Annotated in this window: 19 protein-coding genes and 1 pseudogene; 4 read left to right on the top strand and 16 right to left on the bottom strand. The window is 70.5% G+C overall.

Annotated features, from left to right (window positions below):
- Positions 1-49 precede the first annotated feature (49 nt).
- Positions 50-766, bottom strand: coding sequence for a DUF4232 domain-containing protein (locus ACSP97_RS20875; protein ID WP_388295183.1), 717 nt, complete (start codon positions 764-766; stop codon positions 50-52).
- Positions 767-1,548: 782 nt separating this feature from the next.
- Between ACSP97_RS20875 and ACSP97_RS20870 the strand changes: the two genes are divergently transcribed.
- From ACSP97_RS20870 to ACSP97_RS20860, 3 genes are all read left to right on the top strand, one after another.
- A complete protein-coding gene (locus tag ACSP97_RS20870) occupies positions 1,549-2,136 on the top strand; it encodes a hypothetical protein (protein ID WP_358680763.1) in 588 nt (195 codons plus the stop codon).
- Between the two features lie 90 nt (positions 2,137-2,226).
- Positions 2,227-3,450, top strand: coding sequence for a sensor histidine kinase (locus ACSP97_RS20865; protein ID WP_440553734.1), 1,224 nt, complete (start codon positions 2,227-2,229; stop codon positions 3,448-3,450).
- Positions 3,447-4,136 carry a response regulator transcription factor gene (locus ACSP97_RS20860; protein WP_358271008.1) on the top strand — a complete coding sequence of 230 codons (690 nt, stop codon included), beginning with the start codon at positions 3,447-3,449 and terminating at the stop codon, positions 4,134-4,136. The genes ACSP97_RS20865 and ACSP97_RS20860 overlap by 4 nt, the downstream gene beginning before the upstream one ends.
- 85 nt (positions 4,137-4,221) lie before the next feature.
- Here the strand turns inward: ACSP97_RS20860 and ACSP97_RS20855 are convergent.
- Both ACSP97_RS20855 and ACSP97_RS20850 read right to left on the bottom strand, forming a co-directional pair.
- Positions 4,222-5,343 (bottom strand): annotated as a pseudogene (locus ACSP97_RS20855) (IS630 family transposase).
- 83 nt (positions 5,344-5,426) lie between these two features.
- Entirely contained in the window at positions 5,427-6,350 is a 924-nt protein-coding gene (locus ACSP97_RS20850) for a ketopantoate reductase family protein (protein ID WP_355145316.1), read from the bottom strand.
- A 206-nt stretch (positions 6,351-6,556) separates the two neighbouring features.
- Here ACSP97_RS20850 and ACSP97_RS20845 point away from each other — a divergent pair, with 206 nt between their 5' ends.
- Positions 6,557-7,099: a hypothetical protein gene (locus ACSP97_RS20845; RefSeq protein WP_355145314.1), complete on the top strand. Its 543-nt coding sequence runs from the start codon at positions 6,557-6,559 to the stop codon at positions 7,097-7,099.
- A gap of 101 nt (positions 7,100-7,200) precedes the next feature.
- Here the strand turns inward: ACSP97_RS20845 and nuoN are convergent, their stop codons facing one another.
- Genes nuoN through ACSP97_RS20780 form a run of 13 tightly spaced genes read right to left on the bottom strand, consistent with a single transcriptional unit; the run spans position 7,201 to position 22,824 of the window.
- On the bottom strand, positions 7,201-8,850 hold the full coding sequence (gene nuoN, locus ACSP97_RS20840; protein ID WP_358271013.1) for an NADH-quinone oxidoreductase subunit NuoN: 1,650 nt from the start codon (positions 8,848-8,850) through the stop codon (positions 7,201-7,203).
- Positions 8,847-10,418 (bottom strand): NADH-quinone oxidoreductase subunit M, encoded by a 1,572-nt coding sequence (locus ACSP97_RS20835; protein ID WP_355145310.1) that lies wholly within the window; start codon positions 10,416-10,418, stop codon positions 8,847-8,849. The genes nuoN and ACSP97_RS20835 overlap by 4 nt, the downstream gene beginning before the upstream one ends.
- 5 nt (positions 10,419-10,423) lie before the next feature.
- On the bottom strand, positions 10,424-12,370 hold the full coding sequence (gene nuoL, locus ACSP97_RS20830) for an NADH-quinone oxidoreductase subunit L (RefSeq protein WP_355324494.1): 1,947 nt from the start codon (positions 12,368-12,370) through the stop codon (positions 10,424-10,426).
- 15 nt (positions 12,371-12,385) lie between these two features.
- A complete protein-coding gene (gene nuoK / locus ACSP97_RS20825) occupies positions 12,386-12,685 on the bottom strand; it encodes an NADH-quinone oxidoreductase subunit NuoK (RefSeq protein ID WP_070025335.1) in 300 nt (99 codons plus the stop codon).
- Positions 12,682-13,524, bottom strand: coding sequence for an NADH-quinone oxidoreductase subunit J (locus ACSP97_RS20820; protein WP_355145306.1), 843 nt, complete (start codon positions 13,522-13,524; stop codon positions 12,682-12,684). Before ACSP97_RS20820 ends, nuoK begins: the two co-directional genes overlap by 4 nt.
- Positions 13,521-14,123 (bottom strand): NADH-quinone oxidoreductase subunit NuoI, encoded by a 603-nt coding sequence (nuoI, locus tag ACSP97_RS20815; RefSeq protein ID WP_180329893.1) that lies wholly within the window; start codon positions 14,121-14,123, stop codon positions 13,521-13,523. The genes ACSP97_RS20820 and nuoI overlap by 4 nt, the downstream gene beginning before the upstream one ends.
- Positions 14,116-15,492 (bottom strand): NADH-quinone oxidoreductase subunit NuoH, encoded by a 1,377-nt coding sequence (gene nuoH, locus ACSP97_RS20810; RefSeq protein ID WP_355145302.1) that lies wholly within the window; start codon positions 15,490-15,492, stop codon positions 14,116-14,118. Before nuoH ends, nuoI begins: the two co-directional genes overlap by 8 nt.
- Positions 15,489-17,993 (bottom strand): NADH-quinone oxidoreductase subunit G, encoded by a 2,505-nt coding sequence (locus tag ACSP97_RS20805; RefSeq protein WP_355532001.1) that lies wholly within the window; start codon positions 17,991-17,993, stop codon positions 15,489-15,491. The genes nuoH and ACSP97_RS20805 overlap by 4 nt, the downstream gene beginning before the upstream one ends.
- Positions 17,990-19,339 (bottom strand): NADH-quinone oxidoreductase subunit NuoF, encoded by a 1,350-nt coding sequence (nuoF, locus tag ACSP97_RS20800; protein WP_355145298.1) that lies wholly within the window; start codon positions 19,337-19,339, stop codon positions 17,990-17,992. Before nuoF ends, ACSP97_RS20805 begins: the two co-directional genes overlap by 4 nt.
- Positions 19,336-20,199, bottom strand: coding sequence for an NADH-quinone oxidoreductase subunit NuoE (nuoE, locus tag ACSP97_RS20795; protein ID WP_355145296.1), 864 nt, complete (start codon positions 20,197-20,199; stop codon positions 19,336-19,338). Before nuoE ends, nuoF begins: the two co-directional genes overlap by 4 nt.
- Entirely contained in the window at positions 20,196-21,521 is a 1,326-nt protein-coding gene (locus ACSP97_RS20790) for an NADH-quinone oxidoreductase subunit D (RefSeq protein ID WP_355145294.1), read from the bottom strand. Before ACSP97_RS20790 ends, nuoE begins: the two co-directional genes overlap by 4 nt.
- The gene (locus ACSP97_RS20785) at positions 21,518-22,273 is read right to left on the bottom strand and encodes an NADH-quinone oxidoreductase subunit C (RefSeq protein ID WP_070025327.1); all 756 of its coding nucleotides are present in this window, start codon (positions 22,271-22,273) and stop codon (positions 21,518-21,520) included. Before ACSP97_RS20785 ends, ACSP97_RS20790 begins: the two co-directional genes overlap by 4 nt.
- Positions 22,270-22,824 carry a NuoB/complex I 20 kDa subunit family protein gene (locus ACSP97_RS20780; protein WP_009190037.1) on the bottom strand — a complete coding sequence of 185 codons (555 nt, stop codon included), beginning with the start codon at positions 22,822-22,824 and terminating at the stop codon, positions 22,270-22,272. Before ACSP97_RS20780 ends, ACSP97_RS20785 begins: the two co-directional genes overlap by 4 nt.
- Positions 22,825-22,836: the final 12 nt, after the last annotated feature.

The following is a 22,836-nucleotide window of genomic DNA, read 5'->3' as shown; positions in this document are numbered from 1 at the left end:
TCGGCGCACGTGCCGGCGAGGCCCGCGGCCCCGCCGACCGACGCTGGAGTCACTTGCCGGTGCCGGTGTGGTAGCCGATGGGGTCGACGTAGACGTCGGGCGCGTTGCCGGCGGTGGCGGGGACGGTGATCTTCAGGCCGTCGAGGTTCATGACGTCGAAGACGGTTTCGTTGGGCGGGGTGACGGCGAGCTTGGTGTAGGTCTTGCCGGAGCCGCTGGTGTCGGGGATGTAGTGGAGGAGGAAGCGGGTCTCCTCGCCGGGGGCGATGGTGACGGCGGGTGCGGTGGTGTCGGTGCGGGCGGCGTCGGGGCCCCTGTCGCCCAGACCGTCGGCACCGAGGAGCTGGACGCCGGGGAAGCCGTGCATGCGGCAGGTGGCGGAGCCGGTGTTCTTCAGGTTGACGACGATCTCGTTCTCGACTCCCGCGGGGGCGGCGCTGAAGCCGAGGTGCTCGGTCTTGCACATGGCACCCGACGCGGTGGTCCCGGTCCGGGCGGCGGCCTTCTTCCCCGTGCCGCCGCTGGTGCCGGATCCGGTGCCGGTGCCGGTGCTTCCTGCGGTACCGGTCCCCGTGCCGCCACTGGTGTCGCCGGAACTGCCGGAGGAGGCGCCGGTGGTGCCCTGGCCGCCCGTGGAACTGCTCGCGGAAGCCGACGTGCCGCTCTGTGCCGCCGCGCTCGAACCGTCGTTGCCGCCGCACGCGGTCAGCGAGAGGCCGGCCGCGGCGACGATCACGGCGAGGGCGGAGATCTTCCTGACACGCATGTGCACTCCTGCGAAGTGGTCCTGTCCGGCCCGCTCGAACCGGCGAGCCGCTGTCGTTCACTTCTGGGGATGCCTGCTTCCGGGCGGGCCGTTGCGATGCGGATCGAATCAGGATTCCGCTGTGACACGCGAGTTGACGACCCGTGACATCCCCTTGCCCGAAACGGGGCGAACCCGACGAACCGGCATGGCACGGCTGCCGGAACCCGACGGAACCGGTCGCGTCGTTCAGCACAGAGCGTCCGTCTTGGCAGGCTCACCGCACACAGCAAGCCGCCGAAGACCGAGAGGCCCTGGGGTCTTTCGTTTGGATCAGGCCGGATCAGGGAGCGGGGTCTGGCGCCGTGCGTCGCAAGGCGGAGGAGGGCGACATGGCGGAGCCATGGCAACCGACGACAACGCCGCGAGGCGCGGTGCCAGGGCTCGCGAGCCCGGCACGATCCAAACGAGAGGCCCTAGTGCTGTGACCAGGAAGGTTCACCGGGTCGGCGGTCAGTGGTGTGGCGAGGCGCGGTGCCTGGGTGGTGCTTGAACGGAAGGGGATCTTGAGGGGTTTGGTCCTGTTTCACGGTGGCGGTTATCACTGATCGTCAGGCAGGAGTGGAGCCCGAGGACCTGATCGAGGTCTGGACGCAAACGCGATGACCGGGTGGATCGATGCCACAGGCGGCCGTCGGTAGAAGGGGGTGGACCGTGGTCTCCACCCCCCACCCCCGCATCTCCACCCGGTGACCGGCCCGGAGGCCGATGGCAGGGCCGGGCGTCGCGGCGAAGGTGGGTGCATGACAGCGAACATCGTGATCATGCAGCTGGCGCTTCTGGCCGTGGTGCTCGAGTCCGATCTCGGCCGCCGCAAGATCGGCTGGTTCCGGGTGGGACGGCCGATCATCGGCGTCGCCCTCATCGTGCCGTTCTTCTTCACCTCGCTGCCCACCGGTGAAAACGACCTGCTGCTGCAAGGCGTCAGCGCGCTGGCCGGGGCGGCACTCGGGCTGTTCTCGGTCTGCCCGCTGCTGGTGTCCGTCGACTACCACCCGGATTGGCGACGCCGTTGGCCGCGCACCTCGCCCACCCCAGGCAGCCCCGCCGCGGTCAGCCGCTCGGGAGCTGGTTACGCGGCGGTCTGGATCGCCGTGACCGCCGCCCGGCTCGGCTTCGCCTACGGCGCCCAGCACGTCTTTCCGGTGGGGCTCGGCGTGTTCCTGACCAACCACCACCTGAGCGCCACCGGTCTGACGAACGGCTTCATCTTCCTGTCCGTGAGCATGAGTCTGTTCCGCAGCCTGGGGCTGTGGGTGCGAGGCCGCGCGCGCCTGGCCCAGGCCGGCCCGATCATGGGCGCCGCGCATGCGACGGGAGGCGCACGGTGATCCTCCTACCGCTGCTCACCCTGATCGTCCGCGCTGTCCGTGCGCTGCGGATCGCTCTTCAGGCACACCGGACTGGGATAATCCGAAGCGATGAGTATCACCAGTAGATTCAGCCCGGCCGCGGACCATCCCGGGATCGGGCTGAGCGGCATGATCCCCGACCCACGGGCGCGTGCCGCGGCCATGCTGGTGGGGCTGGGCGTGTCGATCTGGATCAACGTCGCCACGCTCCCCGCCGACCCGGGGGTCGTGGCGCCCGTCGCCCTGGCCATCGCCGCGCTGGCCTGGCTCGTCCTGATCGCCGGCACCCTGCTGACCGCCTTCACCCAGGGTGCGCACGTGGCCGCGGTCGCCGCGGTGATGTGCGCGGCCGGGGCGGTGCTCGCGGTCACCGACACCAATGGGCTGATCTTCACCGGCGTGGCGGCGAGCCTGGCCGCCGTCGCGTTCGATCCGCACGCCGCCCTCGTGCTGTCCACCGCCGGCCCCGTCGCCTACTGCCTCGCGGCGATCCCTCACGGGCCTTTTCCCGGGCGCCTGTTGAGCACCGCCGCGGTGGCCCTCGCCGGACTGGTGGCCGGTGCGAGCCGACGCGAGATCGACCAGCGTGCCCGGCACAGCACGCTGGTCGCCACGGAACGCCGGCGTACCGAGCTCGCCCGGGCCGAGGCGGAACTCGCCGGTGAGCGCAACCGGCTCGGCCGCGAGCTGCACGACGTGCTCGCCCACACCCTCGGCGCCCTGTCGATCCAGCTCACCGCGATCGACACCCTCGCCCGGACCGACGCACCGCGCGAGAAGCTCATCACACAGATCGAGCTCGGCCACGAGCTGGTCAGCACGGGCCTGGACGAGGCACGCCAAGCCGTCCGCGCGCTGCGTGGCGAGGCCACGTCGCTGGCCGCGCAGCTCGAACGGCTCTGCGAGCTCCACCAGGCAGAACTCGAACTGGACGGTAGCCGCCAGGAACTGGACGCCGACACCACGCTCACGCTCTACCGGCTCGCCCAGGAAGCACTGACCAACGCCGCCAAACACGCCCCCGGCACGCAGGTGAACGTCCGGGTCGGCTTCGGTTTGCAGGACGTGACCGTACAGGTCGGCAACACCAGACCCGCCCCGGCCCCGGACACACCCGCGGCACTGCGCCCGAGCGGCGGCGGGTTCGGGCTCCAGGGCATGAGGGAACGCGTCGAGCAGGCGGGCGGCGATTTCCAGGCCGGCCCCGCGTCCGACGGCGGATGGCGGGTCGCCGCACGCATCCCCTACCGAAGGGGCAACCTGGGCAACCGCAGCGACGGGAGCGACCGATGAGCCCCACACCGATCTCGGTGATCATCGCGGATGACCATCGGGTCGTCCGCGAGGGCCTGGCCACCATCCTCGGCGCCGTCGACGGGGTGCACGTCGCCGGATTGGCCGCGGACGGGGCGCAGGCCGTCGATCTCGCCGCCCGGCACGAGGCCGACGTGGTTCTGATGGACCTTCACATGCCCGGCACCGACGGCGTCGAGGCCACACGCCGACTGAAGACCGACCGTCCGGCCACGGCCATCGTGGTCCTCACCACCTATACCGACGACGACTCCATCCTCGCCGCACTCGAAGCCGGCGCCACCGGCTACCTGACCAAGAACGCCTCCGCCGCGGACATCCACCGCGCCATCGAGGCCGCCGCCAGCGGCCACGCCATGCTCGACCCGCTCGCCGCCGCCCGCCTGATCCACGCGAGCCGCCGCACCGACCCGGGACACACCGCCAAGAACGCAGCCCTCCCCGACGGCCTCACCGAACGCGAGGCCCAGGTACTCGGCCTGATCGCGGAGGGCCTGTCCAACGCGGAAATCGCCGCCAGGCTGTACCTGAGCCGCTCCACGGTGAAGACCCACATCCATCAGATCTTCGCCAAGACCGGCAGCCGCGACCGACCACAGGCCATTGTGTACGCACACCGGCATGGGATCCGCGCCGAGGAGGATCCAGCCCAGCGGAACGGGTGACGGGCCGGGCCCTTCAGAGCTTCAAGATCAACTCATTGCCCCCTGCGGCAGCTTCGCCCGTCCAGGACACAGTTCGCCGGGTTCTTCAGGCCGCGGTGGCGAGGGGGCGCCCGCCCCAGCGGATGCCCTTCTCGCTGCGGATGCGGGCACGTTCGCGACGCTGGGCAGCGAGGACCTCGGGGTGGCGGGCGTTGGCGTTAGGCCAGCGCAGATACGCGTGCAGGGCTTGGGTCTGCGCGGTGTGATTGCAGGGGTTGGAGTTGGCGACGGTGAACTGCCGCAACGGCCCGAAGTGCGCCTCGATCGGGTTGGCCCAAGACGCGTAGGTCGGCGTGAAGCACAGCTCGACCCGGTTCTTCTTCGCCCAGCGCCGGATCGTCTCACCCTTGTGCGCGGACAGGTTGTCCAGGATCACGTAGAGGGGAGCGCCGTCCGGGCGGGCCGCCCGGATCGACCTCAGCGCGGCCAGGGTGTTCGCGGCGCCCTTCTTCCTGCGGTTGACGCCCCACAACTTGTCGTCGCCGACCGAATAGCAGCCGTGGAAGTAGCGCACCCCGTGCGTGCGGTGATAGGTCGCGGGGTGCCGCTCAGGATGTCCCTGCTCGGCCCAGCACGACCCGGCGGCGGGCCGGATACCGAGCGGCCCGAACTCGTCGAACGCGAACACCCGGTCCGGGAACTGCTCCAAGACCTGTTCGATCCGGTCGAGCTTGGCGTCGCGCTCAGGGTCGGGCGACTCCTTCCACGTCTTGGTGCGCTGGAAGGTGATGCCGCGGCGGGCGAGCAGGCACCGTAACGCCTCGCGGCCGATCCGGGTCACGCGGCCGTGCACTTTCCGCAGGTAGGCCGCGAGTTTGCGGATGGACCAGCGGGTGAAGGGCTGGCCGAGCTTGGTCAGGCGGGTGGTGGCCGTCTGGACGACGAAGGCCTCGTCGTCAGGACTGAGGAGGCGGGGACGGCCTCCCGCCCACCGAGGGCCCAGTCAGTCCAGGCCGATCTCGTTGAACCGGTGGATCACGTCGCGGACGGTGTCCTCGTTGGCCTGCACCAGCTTCGCGATCACCGGCACCCGGTTCCCACCGGTCGAGGCCAGCAACATCATCGCCCGCCGGTAGCGCACCGAACTGGTGCTGCCACGGCGCACGATCTGCTGCAGCTTCTGCCCCTCCTGGTCGGACAACCTGCGCACACGAACAGGCTCAGCCACCGCACTCCCAACAGTCGGATCGAACGACACGCCATATCCAACCGCTCCGACCACCAACCCGGTGAACCTCCCTGGTCACAGCACTAGTGACCCGCCGCCGCGATCTCCCGCACCAGCCTCGTCGTCACCGGCACTGGTACGCCGTGGCGGTCGGCGGCCCGCAGCAGTGCGCCGCCGATGGCGTCGAGCTCCAGGGGGCGGCCCGCCTCCGCGTCGCGCTGCATGGAGGACTTGGTCCCGGGCGGGAAGGCGTCGTAGCGCGCCAGGGCCCCGGCGGGGTCGACGGGGCAGCCGCAGGCGCGGCTCACCGCGGCGGTCTCCGCGACCAGGCCCTCCAGCTCCTCCCGGTGGCGGGTGCGGGCCTCGCCGAGCGGGAGGCCGTACCGGGTGGTGAGCAGGGCGAACGGGGCGAGGAAGGACATCTTCTCCCACAGCGTCCTGGTCTCGTCCTCCACCACCCGGGCCGTCGTCCCCGCCTCCGACAGCGCCTTCGCGAGGGCTTCGAGGCGGGCACGGTCGGCCGGGCCGGCGGCCAGGTCGATCTCGGCGAACGGGCTGCCGTGCTCGATCACGACGGGTCCGGTGCCGTCGGACGGCAGGCGGGTGGACTCCACCCGGATCGCCGCGGGGGCCACCCGGTCGGTCCCGTAGCGGGCGCGCAGGACGGCGGGGTGCTCGACGCCGTTCAGGAACGGCACGACCAGGGCGTCGCCGAGCGCGGCGGGCGTGACCCGGTCGAGCGCGGCGTCCAGGGTGGTGTGCTTCACGGTGATCAGGCAGGCGTCCACCGGCTCGCGCAGTTCGGTGTCCGCCTCCACCGCGGCCCGGAAGTCGCCGAACCGCCGGCTGCGGACCTCGATCCCGCCGTCGCGCAGGGCGTCGGCCGTGGCCTCGCGGGCCAGGCAGACGACCCGGTGGCCGGAGCGGGACAGCAGGGCGGCCAGCAGACCGCCGACGCCTCCCGCGCCCAGGATGGCCACGGTGGGCTTGCTCGTCGTGAGCGTCATGACATCGTCCTCTCGTCGGTCGGCCCCGATGACCGGTGGCCGCCTTCACCGCGATCTTGCCAAAGCCGTACGCCGTTCGGGTGAGAAGCGAGAGAAACGGCCCGCCCCCCGCGTCACCCGGACGGCCGTCCTCGGATGGCCCCTTGACCAGCCCCGGCGCAAGCTGCTCGATGCGACCCCGTCTCCTCCCCAAGGAGCCCCGCACGATGCCCGCTCACCTCGTCAAGGCCGCCCTCGCCCTCGCGTCCACCGCAGGTCTCACCCTCGCGACAGCCCCCGCCCACGCCGACCAGGGACCCGTCGACGCCTCCGTCTGGAAGCAGCTGGCGCCCACCGTGTCGGCCACCGCGAAGTACCGGCACATCCCCTTCGCGCTGGCCGCCGGGTACAAGCCCAACCCCTGCACCATGGACATGAACGACGGCAAGGGCGCCATGGGCTACCACTACATCAACCCCAGGCTGTACGGCTCCCTCGACCCGGTGAAGCCCGCCGCCCTGCTCTACGAGGACGACGGCAAGGGCGGGCGCACGCTCACCGGGGTGGAGTGGATCGTGAAGGCCGACAAGAACACCGCGCGGCCCACGATGTTCGGGCGGAAGTTCGAGGGCCCGGTCACCGCGCACCACAACTCGACCATCCCGGCCCACTACTCGCTGCACGCCTGGCTCTACAAGAAGAACCCCAGCGGGCTGTTCTACGAGTGGAATCCCGAGGTGAAGTGCCCCTACCCGGGCGCGCCCGGCTGAGCATGCGACGGCCGGCCGTACGGCCGCGCCAAGGCCCGTGCGGCACGCGAAGGCCCCGGCTCCGAAAGGGAACCGGGGCCATCGCGCCGTGCGGCGGCGGCTCAGCGCACGAACACGCTCGCCTGGCTCGCCAGGTCGAGGAAGTACTGCGGCGCCACACCGAGCACCAGCGTGACCGCCACCCCGATGCCGATCGCCAGCGTGGTCAGCGGCGACGGCACGGCCACGGTCGGGCCCTCGGGCCTGGGCTCGCTGAAGAACATCAGCACGATCACGCGGATGTAGAAGAACGCCGCGATCGCCGAGGAGATCACACCGATGACCACCAGCGGGACCGCGCCGCCGGCCGCCGCCGCCTTGAACACGGCGAACTTCCCGGCGAAGCCGGACGTCAGCGGGATGCCGGCGAAGGCCAGCAGGAACACCGCGAAGACCGCCGCGACCAGCGGGGAACGCCGGCCGAGCCCGGCCCACTTGGACAGGTGGGTCGCCTCGCCGCCCGCGTCCCGCACCAGGGTGACCACCGCGAACGCGCCGATGGTCACGAACGAGTAGCCGGCCAGGTAGAAGAGGACCGACGACACACCGTTCTTCGAGGTGGCGATGACACCCGCGAGGATGAACCCGGCGTGCGCGATGGACGAGTACGCCAGCAGCCGCTTGATGTCGGTCTGGGTGATCGCGACGATCGCGCCGCCCAGCATGGTGATGATCGCCACCGCCCACATCACCGGCCGCCAGTCCCAGCGCAGCCCCGGCAGCACGACGTAGAGGAGCCGCAGCAGCGCGCCGAACGCGGCCACCTTGGTCGCCGCCGCCATGAAGCCGGTCACCGGGGTGGGCGCGCCCTGGTACACGTCGGGTGTCCACATGTGGAACGGCACCGCGCCGACCTTGAACAGCAGGCCCATCACGAGCAGGGCGCCGCCGATGAGCAGCAGCGCGTCATTGCCCATGGTGCCCGCCAGCGCCGGGCTCACATCGGTGACCGAGCCGTCCACGACCTGGGCGATGCGCCCGTACGACACCGAGCCCGCGTAGCCGTACAGCAGCGCGATGCCGAACAGGGTGAACGCGGAGGCGAACGCGCCCAGCAGGAAGTACTTGACGGCGGCTTCCTGCGACATCAGCCGCTTGCGACGGGCCAGCGCGCACAGCAGGTACAGCGGCAGGGAGAAGACCTCCAGGGCGACGAACAGCGTCAGCAGGTCGTTCGCCGAGGTGAACACCAGCATGCCGGCGACGGCGAAGAGCAGCAGCGGGAAGACCTCGGTGGTGGTGAACCCGGCCTTGACCGCGGCCTGTTCGCCCTCGCCGCCCGGCACCGCGGCGGCCTGCGCCGCGAAGGAGTCGACCCGGTTGCCGTGGGCCGCCGGGTCCAGGCGCCGTTCGGCGAAGGTGAACAGCCCCACCAGGCCGGCCAGCAGGATGACGCCCTGGAGGAACAGCGAGGGACCGTCGACGGCGATGGCGCCCATGGCGGCGATGTGCGCCTTGGTGGTGCCGTACCCGTCGGCGGCGAGCCCGACGACCGCGGCGAACGCGGCGCACAGGGCGACGACCGACACGAACACCTGGGCGTGGTAACGGGATCTGCGCGGGACGAACGCCTCGACCAGCACCCCGACCAGCGCGGCGCCGATGATGATCAGCGTCGGCGACAATTGCCCGTACTCGATCTTCGGCGCGCCGATCTGGGGGATGCGGTCCGCCGCGGTTGTCCACAGGCTGTGGACGGCTGGGGTGCTCACTTGACCGCCTCCACCTCGGGCTTGGGGTCCTTCTTCTGGACGTCGGACATGGTGTGCCGCACCGCCGGGTTGACGATGTCCGTCACGGGCTTCGGATAGACGCCCAGGAAGATCAGCAGCACGATCAGCGGCCCGACGACCAGCAGTTCGCGCACCTTCAGGTCGGGCATCGCCGAGACCTCGGGCTTCACCGGGCCCGTCATGGTCCGCTGGTAGAGCACCAGGGTGTAGAGCGCGGCGAGGACGATGCCGAAGGTGGCGATGATGCCGATCACCGGGTAGCGCGTGAACGTGCCCACCAGGACGAGGAATTCACTCACGAACGGTGCCAGTCCGGGCAGTGACAGGGTGGCCAGGCCGCCGATCAGGAAGGTGCCGGCGAGCACCGGGGCGACCTTCTGCACCCCGCCGTAGTCGGCGATGAGCCGCGAGCCGCGCCGGGAGATCAGGAACCCGGCGACCAGCATCAACGCGGCCGTGGAAATACCGTGGTTGACCATGTACAGGGTGGCGCCGGACTGGCCCTGGCTGGTCATCGCGAAGATGCCCATGATGATGAAGCCGAAGTGGGAGATCGACGCGTACGCCACCAGGCGCTTGATGTCCCGCTGGCCGACGGCGAGCAGCGCGCCGTAGACGATGCTGATCAGGGCCAGGACGAGGATCACCGGCGTCGCCCACCGGCTGGCCTCCGGGAACAGCCCGAGGCAGAAGCGGAGCATCGCGAAGGTGCCCACCTTGTCGACCACCGCCGTGATGAGGACGGCGACCGGGGCGGTGGACTCCTGCATGGCGTTGGGCAGCCAGGTGTGCAGCGGCCACAGCGGCGCCTTCACCGCGAAGGCGAAGAAGAAGCCGAGGAACAGCCAGCGTTCGGTGCTCGTCGCCATGTGCAGCGAGCCGTTCGCGCGGGCCTCGGCGATCTGCTGGAGGGAGAAGTTCCCGGCGACCACGTAGAGGCCGATCACCGCGGCCAGCATGATCAGACCGCCGACCAGGTTGTAGAGGAGGAACTTCACGGCCGCGTACGACCGCTGGGTGGTCGCCGCCTGCTCGCCCTGCGCGTGGGCGCGGTCCCCGAAGCCGCCGATGAGGAAGTACATCGGGATCAGCATGGCTTCGAAGAAGATGTAGAACACGAAGACGTCGGTGGCCTCGAAGGAGATGAGGACCATCGCCTCGACCGCCAGGATCAGCGCGAAGAAGCCCTGGGTGGGGCGCCAGCGGCGGCTGCCGGTCTCCAGCGGGTCGGCGTCGTGCCAGCCCGCCAGGACGATGAACGGGATCAGCACGGCGGTCAGCGCGATCAGCGCGACCCCGATGCCGTCCACCCCCAGCTCGTAGCGCACCCCGAAGTCGCTGATCCAGGAGTGGGATTCGGTGAGCTGGTAGCGGGCGCCGCCCGGGTCGAAGCGGACCAGGACGGTGATCGCGAGCGCGAGCGTGCCGAGCGAGACGAGCAGGGCCAGCCACTTGGCGGCGGTGCGCCTCGCGGCCGGTACGGCGGCCGTGGCGACGGCTCCCACGGCCGGGAGCGCCGCCGTCGCTGTCAGCAGGGGAAAGGACATCGGTATCAGACCGCCCTCATCAGCAGGGTCGCGGCGACCAGGAGGGCCGCACCGCCGAACATCGAGACCGCGTAGGAGCGGGCGAAGCCGTTCTGGAGCCGGCGCAGCCGCCCGGACAGGCCGCCGAAGCCGGCCGCCGTGCCGTTGACGACGCCGTCGACCAGCGAGTGGTCGAGATAGACCAGGGAGCGCGTCAGGTGCTCGCCGCCGCGCACCAGGACCACGTGGTTGAAGTCGTCCTGGAGCAGGTCGCGGCGGGCGGCGCGGGTGAGCAGGGAGCCGCGCGGGGCGACGGCCGGGACCGGTTTGCGGCCGTACTGCGCCCAGGCGATGGCCACGCCGATCACCAGGCAGACCATCGTGGCCGCGGTGACCTCGCCGGCGCTGACCGGGGAGTGGCCCTCGCTGTGGCCGGTGACCGGCTCCAGCCAGTGCAGGAAGCGGTCGCCGATGCTGAAGAAGCCACCGCCGAGGACCGAGCCGACGGCCAGCACGATCATCGGGATCGTCATGACCTTCGGGGACTCGTGCGGGTGCGGTTCCGTGTGCTCGCCGCGGTGCTCGGCGGCGGGCTCGGCGCTGGGCGCCTCGGGCGAGCGGGTGGGCCGGTTCTTCCAGCGCTCCTCGCCGAAGAAGGTCATCAGCATCACGCGCGTCATGTAGAACGCGGTGATGGCCGCGCCCAGCAGGGCCGCGCCGCCGAGGATCCAGCCCTCGGTGCCGCCCTTGGCGAAGGCCGCCTCGATGATCTTGTCCTTGGAGAAGAAGCCGGACAGGCCCGGGAAGCCGATGATGGCGAGGTAGCCGAGGCCGAAGGTGACGAAGGTGACCGGCATGTACTTACGCAGACCGCCGTACCTGCGCATGTCGACCTCGTCGTTCATGCCGTGCATCACGGAGCCCGCGCCGAGGAACAGCCCGGCCTTGAAGAAGCCGTGCGTCACCAGGTGCATGATCGCGAAGACGTAGCCGATGGGGCCGAGGCCCGCGGCCAGCACCATGTAGCCGATCTGCGACATGGTCGAGCCGGCCAGGGCCTTCTTGATGTCGTCCTTGGCGCAACCGACGATCGCACCGAACAGCAGCGTGACCGCGCCGACCACGGTGACGGCGAGCTGCGCGTCCGGCGCCGCGTTGAAGACGGCCGCCGAACGGACGATCAGGTAGACGCCCGCGGTCACCATGGTCGCCGCGTGGATCAGGGCCGAGACCGGGGTCGGGCCCTCCATCGCGTCGCCCAGCCAGGACTGGAGCGGCACCTGGGCGGACTTGCCGCACGCGGCCAGCAGCAGCATCAGGCCGATCGCGGTGAGCTTGCCCTGGGAGGCATCGCCCACGTGACCGAAGACCGGGCCGAAGGCGAAGCTGCCGAAGGTGGTGAACATCAGCATGATCGCGATCGACAGGCCCATGTCGCCGACGCGGTTGACCAGGAACGCCTTCTTGGCGGCCGTGGCGGCGCTGGGCTTGTGCTGCCAGAAGCCGATCAGCAGGTAGGAGGCGAGGCCGACGCCCTCCCAGCCGACGTACAGCAGCAGGTAGTTGTCGGCGAGGACCAGCAGCAGCATCGCCGCGAGGAACAGGTTCAGATAGCCGAAGAAGCGGCGGCGGCGCGCGTCGTGCTCCATGTACCCGACCGAGTACAGGTGGATCAGCGAACCGACGCCGGTGATCAGCAGCACGAAGGTCATCGACAGCTGGTCGAGGCGCAGGGTGACGTCCGCCTGGAAGCCCTCGACCGGGATCCAGCTCCACAGGTGCTGGATCAGGGTGCGGTGTTCGGCATTCTTGCCGAGCAGGTCGGCGAAGAGGAGCAGGCCGAACACGAAGGACGCGGTCGACAGCAGGGTGCCGATCCAGTGGCCGACGCGGTCCAGGCGCCGGCCGCCGACCAGGAGGACGGCCGCTCCGAGCAGGGGCGCCGCGATGAGCAGCGCGATCAGTTTCTCCACGATTCTCCCGACCCCTTACAGCTTCATCAGGCTGGCGTCGTCGACCGAGGCCGAGTGGCGGGTACGGAACAGCGACACGATGATCGCGAGGCCCACCACGACCTCCGCGGCGGCCACGACCATCGTGAAGAAGGCGAAGACCTGGCCGTCGAGGTTGCCGTGCAGCCGGGAGAAGGTGACGAACGCGAGATTGCAGGCGTTCAGCATCAGCTCGACGCACATGAAGACCACGATCGCGTTGCGCCGGATCAGTACGCCGGTCGCGCCGATGGTGAACAGCAGACCGGCGAGGTACAGGTAGTTGACCGGGTTCACTTCGACGCCTCCTCGGGCCGCTTGAACGTCTCCGGTGCGATCGGCGTCCGCTCCAGGCGTTCCTCGGAGCGCTGTTCCAGCGCCCGCAGGTCGTTGAGGGCGTCGGTGGACACGTCCCGGATCTGGCCGCGTTCGCGCAGCGTCTTGCTGACGGTCAGCTCGGAGGGGGTGCCGTCGGGCAGCAGACCCGCGACGTCCACGGCGTTGTGCCGGGCGTAGACACCGGGGGCGGGCAGCGGCGGCACGTACTTCCCCTCGCGCACGCGCTGTTCGGACAGCTCGCGCTGGGTCTTGGCGCGCTCGGTGCGCTCGCGGTGGGTGAGCACCATCGCGCCGACGGCGGCCGTGATCAGCAGGGCGCCGGTGATCTCGAAGGCGAAGACGTACTTGGTGAAGATGAGGGCGGCGAGGCCCTCCACATTGCCGTTGGCGTTGGCCTGGCCGGTGCCGGCGAAGTCCTTCAGGGAGGCGTTGGCGATCCCGGCGAGCAGCAGCACGCCGAAGCCGATCCCGCACAGCAGGGCCAGCCAGCGCTGGCCCTTGATGGTCTCCTTCAGCGAGTCCGCGGCCGTGACGCCGACGAGCATCACCACGAACAGGAACAGCATCATGATCGCGCCGGTGTAGACGACGATCTGCACGATGCCCAGGAAGTAGGCGCCGTTGGCGAGGTAGAACACCGCCAGCACGATCATGGTGCCGGCGAGGCTGAGCGCGCTGTGCACGGCCTTCTTCATGAAGACGGTGCACAGGGCGCCGATCACCGCGACGGTGCCGAGGACCCAGAACTGGAAGGCCTCACCGGTGGAGGTCGTGTAGGCGGCGAGCTGCGCGCTCATGCGTCCACCCCCTGGTCCTCTTCCTTCTCCCCCTTGGAGACGGCGACCTGGCGGACCGTGCCGGGCGCGGCCTGGGTGACCAGGCCCCGGTAGTAGTCCTCCTCGGTGGTGCCGGGGAAGATCGAGTGCGGCGTGTCGACCATGCCCTCTTCGAGGCCGGCCAGCAGCTGCTCCTTGGTGTAGATGAGGTTGGCGCGGCTGGAGTCGGCCAGCTCGAACTCGTTGGTCATCGTCAGCGCGCGGGTGGGGCACGCCTCGATGCACAGCCCGCACAGGATGCAGCGGGCGTAGTTGATCTGGTAGACGCGGCCGTAGCGCTCCCCGGGCGAGTAGCGCTCCTCGTCGGTGTTGTCGGCGCCCTCCACGTAGATGGCGTCGGCGGGGCAGGCCCAGGCGCACAGCTCGCAGCCGACGCACTTCTCCAGGCCGTCCGGATGGCGGTTGAGCTGGTGCCGTCCGTGGAAACGCGGAGCGGTGGTCTTCTTCTGCTCCGGGTACTGCTCGGTCAGCCGCTTCTTGAACATGGCCTTGAAGGTCACGCCGAAGCCGGCCACCGGGTTCTGGAAACCGGGCTTGATCTCCTTGGGCTCCTCAGCCATCGGACGCCTCCTTTCCATCCGTTGTTCCGTCCGAAGTTCCGTCACCGACAGTGTCGGGCCCGCCACTGACAATCAGCTCCCGCTCCCGGCGCGGGCGGCGCCTGGGCACCGGCGGCAGCTCCTGTCCGGGCATCGGCGGCACCGGGAAGCCGCCCGCCATCGGGTCGAAGCCGCCCGGCGCGGGGCCCGTCCGCGCCTCGGCCTGCCCCCGCTCGCGGAACATGTCGACGACGAAGGAGATCAGCAGCAGGGCGAGCACTCCGCCGCCCACGTAGAGGGCGATGTCGGCGAAGTCGTAGTGCTGGTTGCGCAGTGCCCGCACCGAGGCGACCAGCATCAGCCAGGTCACCGAGACCGGGATCAGCACCTTCCAGCCGAGCTTCATCAGCTGGTCGTAGCGGACCCGCGGCAGGGTGCCGCGCAGCCAGATGAAGAAGAACAGCAGCAGCTGCACCTTGACGACGAACCAGAGCAGCGGCCACCAGCCGTGGTTGGCGCCCTCCCAGAAGGTGCTGATCGGCCAGGGGGCGCGCCAGCCGCCGAGGAAGAGGGTGGTGGAGACGGCCGAGACCGTCACCATGTTCACGTACTCGGCGAGCATGAACATCGCGAACTTGATGGACGAGTACTCGGTGTTGAAACCGCCCACCAGGTCGCCCTCGGACTCCGGCATGTCGAAGGGGGCGCGGTTGGTCTCGCCGACCATGGTGACGATGTAGAGCAGGAAGGAGACCGGCAGCAGCAGGATGTACCAGCGGTCGTGCTGCTGGGCCACGATGGTCGACGTCGACATGGAGCCCGAGTAGAGGAACACCGAGGCGAACGCGGCGCCCATGGCGATCTCGTACGAGATCATCTGCGCGCAGGACCGCAGGCCGCCCAGGAGCGGGTACGTCGAGCCGGAGCTCCAGCCCGCCAGCACGATCCCGTAGATGCCGACCGAGGCGACCGCGAGGATGTAGAGCAGGGCGATCGGCAGGTCGGTCAGCTGCATCGTCGTACGGGTGCCGAAGATGGAGACCTCGTGGTCGGCGGGGCCGAACGGGATCACCGCGATCGCCATGAAGGCCGGGATGGCCGCGACGATCGGCGCGAGGACGTAGACCGCCTTGTCCGCGCGGCGGACGATCAGGTCCTCCTTGAGCATCAGCTTCACGCCGTCGGCGAGCGACTGGAGCATGCCCCAGGGGCCGTGCCGGTTGGGTCCGATGCGCAGCTGCATCCAGGCGACGACCTTGCGCTCCCAGACGATGGAGAACAGCACGGTCACCATCAGGAAGGCGAAGCAGAAGACGGCCTTGACGACGACCAGCCACCAGGGGTCGCGGCCGAACATCGAGAGGTCTTCAGCGGCGAGGTACGGGCTCATGCCTCCACCTCCTGGGGGGCGGTGTCGGCGGGGGCCGCCGGGCCGATGCGGACGAGGTTGCCGGGCTGTGCCCCGGTGTCGGAGGCGACGCCGCCGCCGACGGAGTTCAGCGGGAGCCAGACCACCCGGTCGGGCATCTCGGTGACCTGGAGCGGGAGTTCGACGGTTCCGGCGGGGCCGGTGACGGCGAGCAGGGCGCCGTCCGCGACGCCGGCCTCGGCGGCCGTGGCGGCCGACAGGCGCGCGCGTGCGGCGTGCCGGGTGCCGGCCAGCGCCTCGTCGCCCTCCTGGAGGACGCCCTGGTCGAGCAGCAGCCGGTGCCCGGCGAGCACGGCCTCGCCCGCGGCCGCGCGGGGCGGCGCGCCCGCGGACTCCCGGGGCTCCGCGGCGCGCGGCCCGTTCCAGGGGCCGAGCCGGTCGATCTCCGCGCGGACGGTGCGCAGGTCCGGCAGCCCCAGGTGGACGTCCATGGCGTCGGCCAGCATGTGCAGGACGCGCGCGTCGGCCGGGGGCAGGCGGCGGGTCATCTGGTCGGGCTTGAGCGCGGCCTCGAAGGAGCGCACCCGGCCCTCCCAGTCGAGGAAGCTGCCGGGTTTCTCGGCGACCGCGGCGACCGGCAGGACGACGTCGGCGCGTTCGGTGACCTCGCTGGGCCGCAGCTCCAGCGAGACCAGGAAGCCGACGTTGTCCAGCGCCTCGCGCGCGCGGGCCGGGTCGGGCAGGTCGGCGACCTCCACGCCGGCGACCACCAGGGCCGACAGCAGGCCGTCGGCGGCGGCCTCGACGATCCGGCCGGTGTCGCGGCCGTAGCCGAGCGGCAGGTCGGCGAGGCCCCAGGCGGCGGCGACCTCCTCGCGGGCGCGGGGGTCGGTCGCGGGGCGGCCGCCCGGCAGCAGCGCGGGCAGCGCGCCGGCCTCCAGGGCGCCGCGCTCACCGGCCCGGCGCGGGATCCACACCAGGCGGGCGCCGGTCGCGGTGGCGGCCCGTACCGCGGCGGTGAACCCGCCGGCGACCGAGGCCAGCCGCTCCCCCACGACGATGACGGCGCCCTCGCCGCGCAGCGCCTCGGCGGCCCGGGTGCCGGGCTCCTCCAGGCCGACGCCGCTCGCGAGCGCGTCCAGCCACTCGGTCTCGGTGCCGGGCGCGGCCGGCAGCAGCGTGCCGCCCGCCTTCTCAAGGCCCCGGGTCGCGTGTGTGGCCAGCGAGAACACCAGCTGCCCGTGCTTGCGCCAGGCCTTGCGCAGCCGCAGGAAGACGCCGGGCGCCTCCTCCTCCGACTCGAAGCCGACGAGCAGGACGGCGGGCGCCTTCTCCAGGGCGGAGTACGTGACGCCCGTGCCGTCGAGATCGACGCCCCGGCCCGCCACCCGGGAGGCGAGGAAGGCGGCCTCCTCGGCGCTGTGCGCGCGGGCGCGGAAGTCGATGTCGTTGGTGTCGAGGGCGACGCGTGCGAACTTGCTGTACGCGTAGGCGTCCTCGACGGTCAGCCGGCCGCCGATCAGCACGCCGGCCCGGGAGCGGGCGGCGCGCAGACCGCGCGCGGCGGCCTCCAGCGCCTCCGGCCAGGACGCGGGCTCCAGGACCCCGTCGGCGCCGCGCACCAGCGGGGTGTCGAGGCGGTCCCCCAGCTGCGCGTAGCGGAACGCGAAGCGTCCCTTGTCGCAGACCCACTCCTCGTTGACCTCGGGGTCGTTGGCGGCCAGCCGCCGCATGACCTTGCCGCGCCGGTGGTCGGTGCGGGTGGCGCAGCCGCCCGCGCAGTGCTCGCACACCGACGGCGAGGAGACCAGGTCGAACGGGCGGGAGCGGAAGCGGTACGCCGCCGAGGTGAGCGCGCCGACCGGGCAGATCTGGATGGTGTTGCCGGAGAAGTACGACTCGAAGGGGTCGCCCTCGCCGGTGCCGACCTGCTGGAGGGCGCCGCGCTCGATCAGCTCGATCATCGGGTCGCCGGCGATCTGGTTGGAGAAGCGGGTGCAGCGGGCGCACAGCACGCAGCGCTCGCGGTCCAGCAGCACCTGGCTGGAGATCGGCACCGGCTTCTCGTAGGTCCGCTTGCGGCCGTCGAAGCGGGACTCGGCGTTGCCGTGCGACATGGCCTGGTTCTGCAGCGGGCACTCGCCGCCCTTGTCGCAGACCGGGCAGTCCAGCGGGTGGTTGATGAGCAGCAGCTCCATCACCCCGTGCTGGGCCTTCTCGGCGACCGGCGAGGTCAGCTGGGTGCGCACCACCATGCCGTCGGTGCAGGTGATGGTGCAGGACGCCATGGGCTTGCGCTGGCCCTCGACCTCCACGATGCACTGCCGGCAGGCGCCCGCCGGGTCGAGCAGGGGGTGGTCGCAGAAGCGGGGGATCTCGATGCCGAGCTGTTCGGCGGCCCGGATGACCAGGGTGCCCTTGGGCACGCTGATCTCGATGCCGTCGATCGTCAGCGTGACGAGGTCGTCCGGCGGGAGGGCCGCCTCTCCGCCACCCGCGGGAGCGTTGGTGGTCACGGTCATGCGTTCACCTCCGGGCGGTCCGCCCAGGCCGTCGACTTGGCCGGGTCGAAGGGACAGCCCCGGCCCGTGATGTGTTCCTCGTACTCCTCGCGGAAGTACTTCAGCGAGGAGAAGATCGGCGAGGCCGCGCCGTCGCCGAGGGCGCAGAAGGACTTGCCGTTGATGTTGTCGGCGATGTCCGCGAGCTTGTCGAGGTCGGACTTGACGCCCTTGCCGGCCTCGATGTCCCGCAGCAACTGCACCAGCCAGTACGTCCCTTCGCGGCAGGGGGTGCACTTTCCGCAGGATTCATGGGCGTAGAACTCGGTCCAGCGGGTGACCGCCCGCACCACGCAGGTCGTCTCGTCGAAGCACTGCAGCGCCTTGGTGCCGAGCATGGAGCCGGCGGCGCCGACGCCCTCGTAGTCGAGGGGGACGTCGAGGTGTTCGGCGGTGAACATCGGGGTGGAGGAGCCGCCCGGCGTCCAGAACTTCAGCCGGTGGCCGGGGCGCATCCCGCCGCTCATCTCCAGGAGCTGGCGCAGGGTGATGCCGAGCGGGGCCTCGTACTGGCCGGGGCTGGCGACGTGGCCGCTGAGCGAGTAGAGCGTGAAGCCCGGGGACTTCTCGCTGCCCATCGACCTGAACCATTCTTTCCCGTTTTTCAGGATGGCGGGAACCGACGCGATCGACTCGACGTTGTTCACCACAGTGGGGCAGGCGTAGAGACCTTCCACCGCGGGGAAAGGGGGACGCAGTCGCGGTTGACCACGGCGGCCTTCGAGCGAGTCCAGCAGCGCGGTCTCCTCACCGCAGATGTACGCGCCGGCGCCCGCGTGCACGGTGAGATCGAGGTTCAGTCCGCTGCCGAGGATGTTCTCGCCGAGGTAGCCCGCCGCGTAGGCCTCGCGTACGGCCTCGTGCAACCGCCGCAGTACGGGGACGACTTCGCCCCGGAGGTAGATGAAGGCGTGCGACGACCTGATGGCGTAGCACGCGATCACGATGCCCTCGATGAGGCTGTGCGGGTTCGCGAAGAGGAGTGGGATGTCCTTGCAGGTCCCCGGCTCCGACTCGTCGGCGTTGACCACCAGGTAGTGCGGCTTTCCGTCTCCCTGGGGGATGAACTGCCACTTCATCCCGGTGGGGAAGCCCGCGCCGCCGCGGCCGCGCAGGCCGGATTCCTTGACGTAGGCGATCAGGTCGTCCGGCGACATGGCGAGCGCCTTGCGCAGGCCCTCGTACCCCTCGTGGGCCCGGTAGACGTCCAGGGACCAGGAGCGGTCCTCGTCCCAGAAGGCCGACAGCACCGGTGCGAGCAGCTTCTCCGGGCTGGAGTCCTTGACTTCGGCGGCCACGCTCATCACTCCCCCTCCTCGGCGGTAGGCCCTGCGGGGTGCGCGGGATCGGAGGCCGAGGTCTCCTGCGGCGCGTCATGGGAGCTGAGGTGCTCGGCCGGAGACGGCTCGTGCACCGTGTCCCGCCGGCCCTCCGGTCCGCCGCGCGGATGGACCACGCGCGCGGATTCGGTCTCCCCCTTGGCCAGGCGCAGGCCCACCAGTGACGCGGGTCCCGCGCTGCCGCCCTCCTCGACGGCCCCGGGCCGTTCGTCGGGGAAGCCGGCCAGGATGCGCGCGGTCTCCTTGAAGGTGCACATCCGGGCCCCGCGCGTGGGCTGTACGGGCCGTCCCGCGCGCAGGTCGTCCACCAGCCGTTTGGCGCCGGCGGGCGTCTGGTTGTCGAAGAACTCCCAGTTGACCATCACGACCGGCGCGAAGTCGCAGGCCGCGTTGCACTCGATGTGTTCCAGAGTAATCTTGCCGTCGTCGGTGGTCTCGCCGTTGCCGACGCCCAGGTGCTCCTGGAGGGCCTCGAAGATCGCGTCGCCGCCCATCACCGCGCACAGGGTGTTGGTGCACACCCCGACCTGGTAGTCGCCGGAGGGCCGGCGCCGGTACATGGTGTAGAAGGTGGCCACCGCGGTGACCTCGGCGGTGGTCAGGCCGAGCATCTCGGCGCAGAACCGCATGCCGGTGCGCGTGACGTGGCCCTCCTCCGACTGCACGAGGTGGAGCAGCGGCAGCAGGGCGGAGCGGGAGTCCGGGTAGCGCGCGATCACCTCGCGCGCGTCCGCCTCCAGACGGGCCCGTACGTCGTCCGGATAGGCGGGCGCGGGCAGTTCGGGCATGCCCAGGCTGACGCCGTGCTCCGAAGAAGAGGTGGTCACCGGTCGACGCCTCCCATCACGGGGTCGATGGACGCGACGGCGACGATCACGTCGGCGACCTGGCCGCCCTCGCACATCGCCGCCATGGCCTGAAGGTTGGTGAAGGACGGGTCGCGGAAGTGGACCCGGTAGGGGCGGGTGCCGCCGTCGGAGACGGCGTGCACGCCGAGTTCGCCCTTGGGGGACTCCACGGCCGCGTAGGCCTGGCCCGGCGGGACCCGGAAGCCCTCGGTGACCAGCTTGAAGTGGTGGATCAGGGCCTCCATGGAGGTGCCCATGATCTTCTTGATGTGGTCGAGGGAGTTGCCGAGCCCGTCCGGTCCCAGGGCGAGCTGGGCGGGCCAGGCGATCTTCTTGTCGGCGACCATGACCGGTCCGGGCTGGAGCCGGTCCAGGCACTGCTCGACGATCCTGAGCGACTGGCGCATCTCCTCGATGCGGATCAGGAAGCGGCCGTAGGCGTCGCAGCTGTCGGCGGTCGGGACCTCGAAGTCGTAGGTCTCGTAGCCGCAGTACGGCTGGGTCTTGCGCAGGTCGTGCGGCAGGCCGGTGGCGCGCAGGATCGGTCCGGTGGCGCCGAGGGCCATGCAGCCGGCCAGGTCGAGGTAGCCGATGTCCTGCATGCGGGCCTTGAAGATGGGGTTCCCGGTGGCGAGCTTGTCGTACTCCGGGAGGTTCTTGCGCATCTTCTTGACGAACTCGCGGATCTGGTCGACCGCGCCGGGCGGCAGGTCCTGGGCGAGTCCGCCGGGGCGGATGAACGCGTGGTTCATCCGCAGGCCGGTGATCAGCTCGTAGAGGTCGAGAATCATTTCACGATCACGGAAGCCGTAGATCATGATCGTGGTGGCGCCGAGTTCCATGCCGCCGGTGGCGATGGCCACCAGGTGGGAGGACATCCGGTTCAGCTCCATCAGGAGCACCCGGATGATCTGGGCGCGCTCGGTGACGTCGTCCTCGATGCCGAGGAGTTTCTCGACGGCGAGGCAGTAGCCGGTCTCGTTGAAGAAGGACGTCAGGTAGTCCATGCGCGTGACGAAGGTGGTGCCCTGCGTCCACGTGCGGAACTCGAGGTTCTTCTCGATGCCGGTGTGCAGGTAGCCGATGCCGCAGCGGGCCTCGGTGACCGTCTCGCCCTCGATCTCCAGGATCAGCCGGAGCACCCCGTGGGTGGAGGGGTGCTGGGGACCCATGTTGACGACGATGCGCTCGTCGTCGGCGCGGGCCGCGGACTGGACGACCTCGTCCCAGTCGCCACCGGTGACCGTGTAGACGGTGCCCTCGGTGGTTTCCCGGGAGGCTGCTGACTGGGTGCTGCTCACGAGTACGACCTCCGCTGGTCCGGAGCCGGGATCTGGGCGCCCTTGTACTCGACGGGGATGCCGCCGAGCGGGTAGTCCTTGCGCTGCGGGTGGCCCTGCCAGTCGTCCGGCATCATGATCCGCGTGAGGGCCGGGTGGCCGTCGAAGACGATTCCGAAGAAGTCGTAGGTCTCGCGTTCGTGCCAGTCGTTGGTGGGATACACGGAGACCAGGGACGGGATGCGCGGGTCGGCGTCGGGGGCGCTGACCTCCAGGCGGATCAGCCGGTTGTGGGTGATGGAGCGCAGGTGGTAGACGGCGTGCAGCTCGCGGCCCTTGTCGTGCGGGTAATGGACGCCGCTGACGCCGGTGCACAGTTCGAAGCGCAGGGCGGGGTCGTCGCGCAGGGTGCGGGCGACGCGGACCAGGTGCTCGCGTTCGATGTGGAAGGTGAGTTCGCCGCGGTCGACGACCGTCTTCTCGATGGCGTTGTCCGGCAGCAGGCCCTGTTCCTCCAGGGCGCCCTCCAGCTCGTCGGCGACCTCGTCGAACCAGCCGCCGTAGGGCCGCGTCGCCGGTCCCGGGAGGCGGACCGAGCGGACCAGTCCGCCGTAGCCGGAGGTGTCGCCGCCGTTGTTGGCGCCGAACATGCCGCGCTGGACGCGGATCTCCTCGCCGCCCTGGCCGCGCTGACCGGGGAGGTTGGAGGCGGACAGGTCCTTCTCCGGGTTCACCCCGTTCGCCCCGCCGTGGGTGCCGTTCGCGTCGCTCACCGCAGCAGCCCCTTCATCTCGATGGTGGGCAGGGCCTTGAGCGCCGCCTCCTCCGCCTCGCGGGCCGCTTCCTCCGCGTTGACGCCGAGCTTGGTGGACTGGATCTTCTGGTGGAGCTTGAGGATCGCGTCCATCAGCATCTCGGGGCGCGGCGGGCAGCCGGGGAGGTAGATGTCGACCGGGACGATGTGGTCGACGCCCTGGACGATCGCGTAGTTGTTGAACATGCCGCCCGAGGACGCGCAGACGCCCATGGAGATGACCCACTTGGGGTTCGGCATCTGGTCGTAGACCTGCCGCAGGACCGGTGCCATCTTCTGGCTGACCCGGCCGGCCACGATCATCAGGTCCGCCTGGCGCGGCGAACCCCGGAACACCTCCATGCCGAAGCGCGCCAGGTCGTAACGGCCGGCGCCGGTGGTCATCATCTCGATGGCGCAGCAGGCCAGGCCGAAGGTGGCCGGGAAGACGGACGCCTTGCGCACCCAGCCCGCGGCCTGTTCGACGGTGGTCAGCAGGAAGCCGCTCGGCAGCTTTTCTTCGAGTCCCATGTCTTATATGGC

Source organism: Streptomyces sp. SCPE 10 (genome assembly GCF_051980735.1).
In the GTDB taxonomy this organism is placed as follows: domain Bacteria; phylum Actinomycetota; class Actinomycetes; order Streptomycetales; family Streptomycetaceae; genus Streptomyces; species Streptomyces misionensis.
This window is presented reverse-complemented; position numbering and strand designations above follow the sequence as displayed.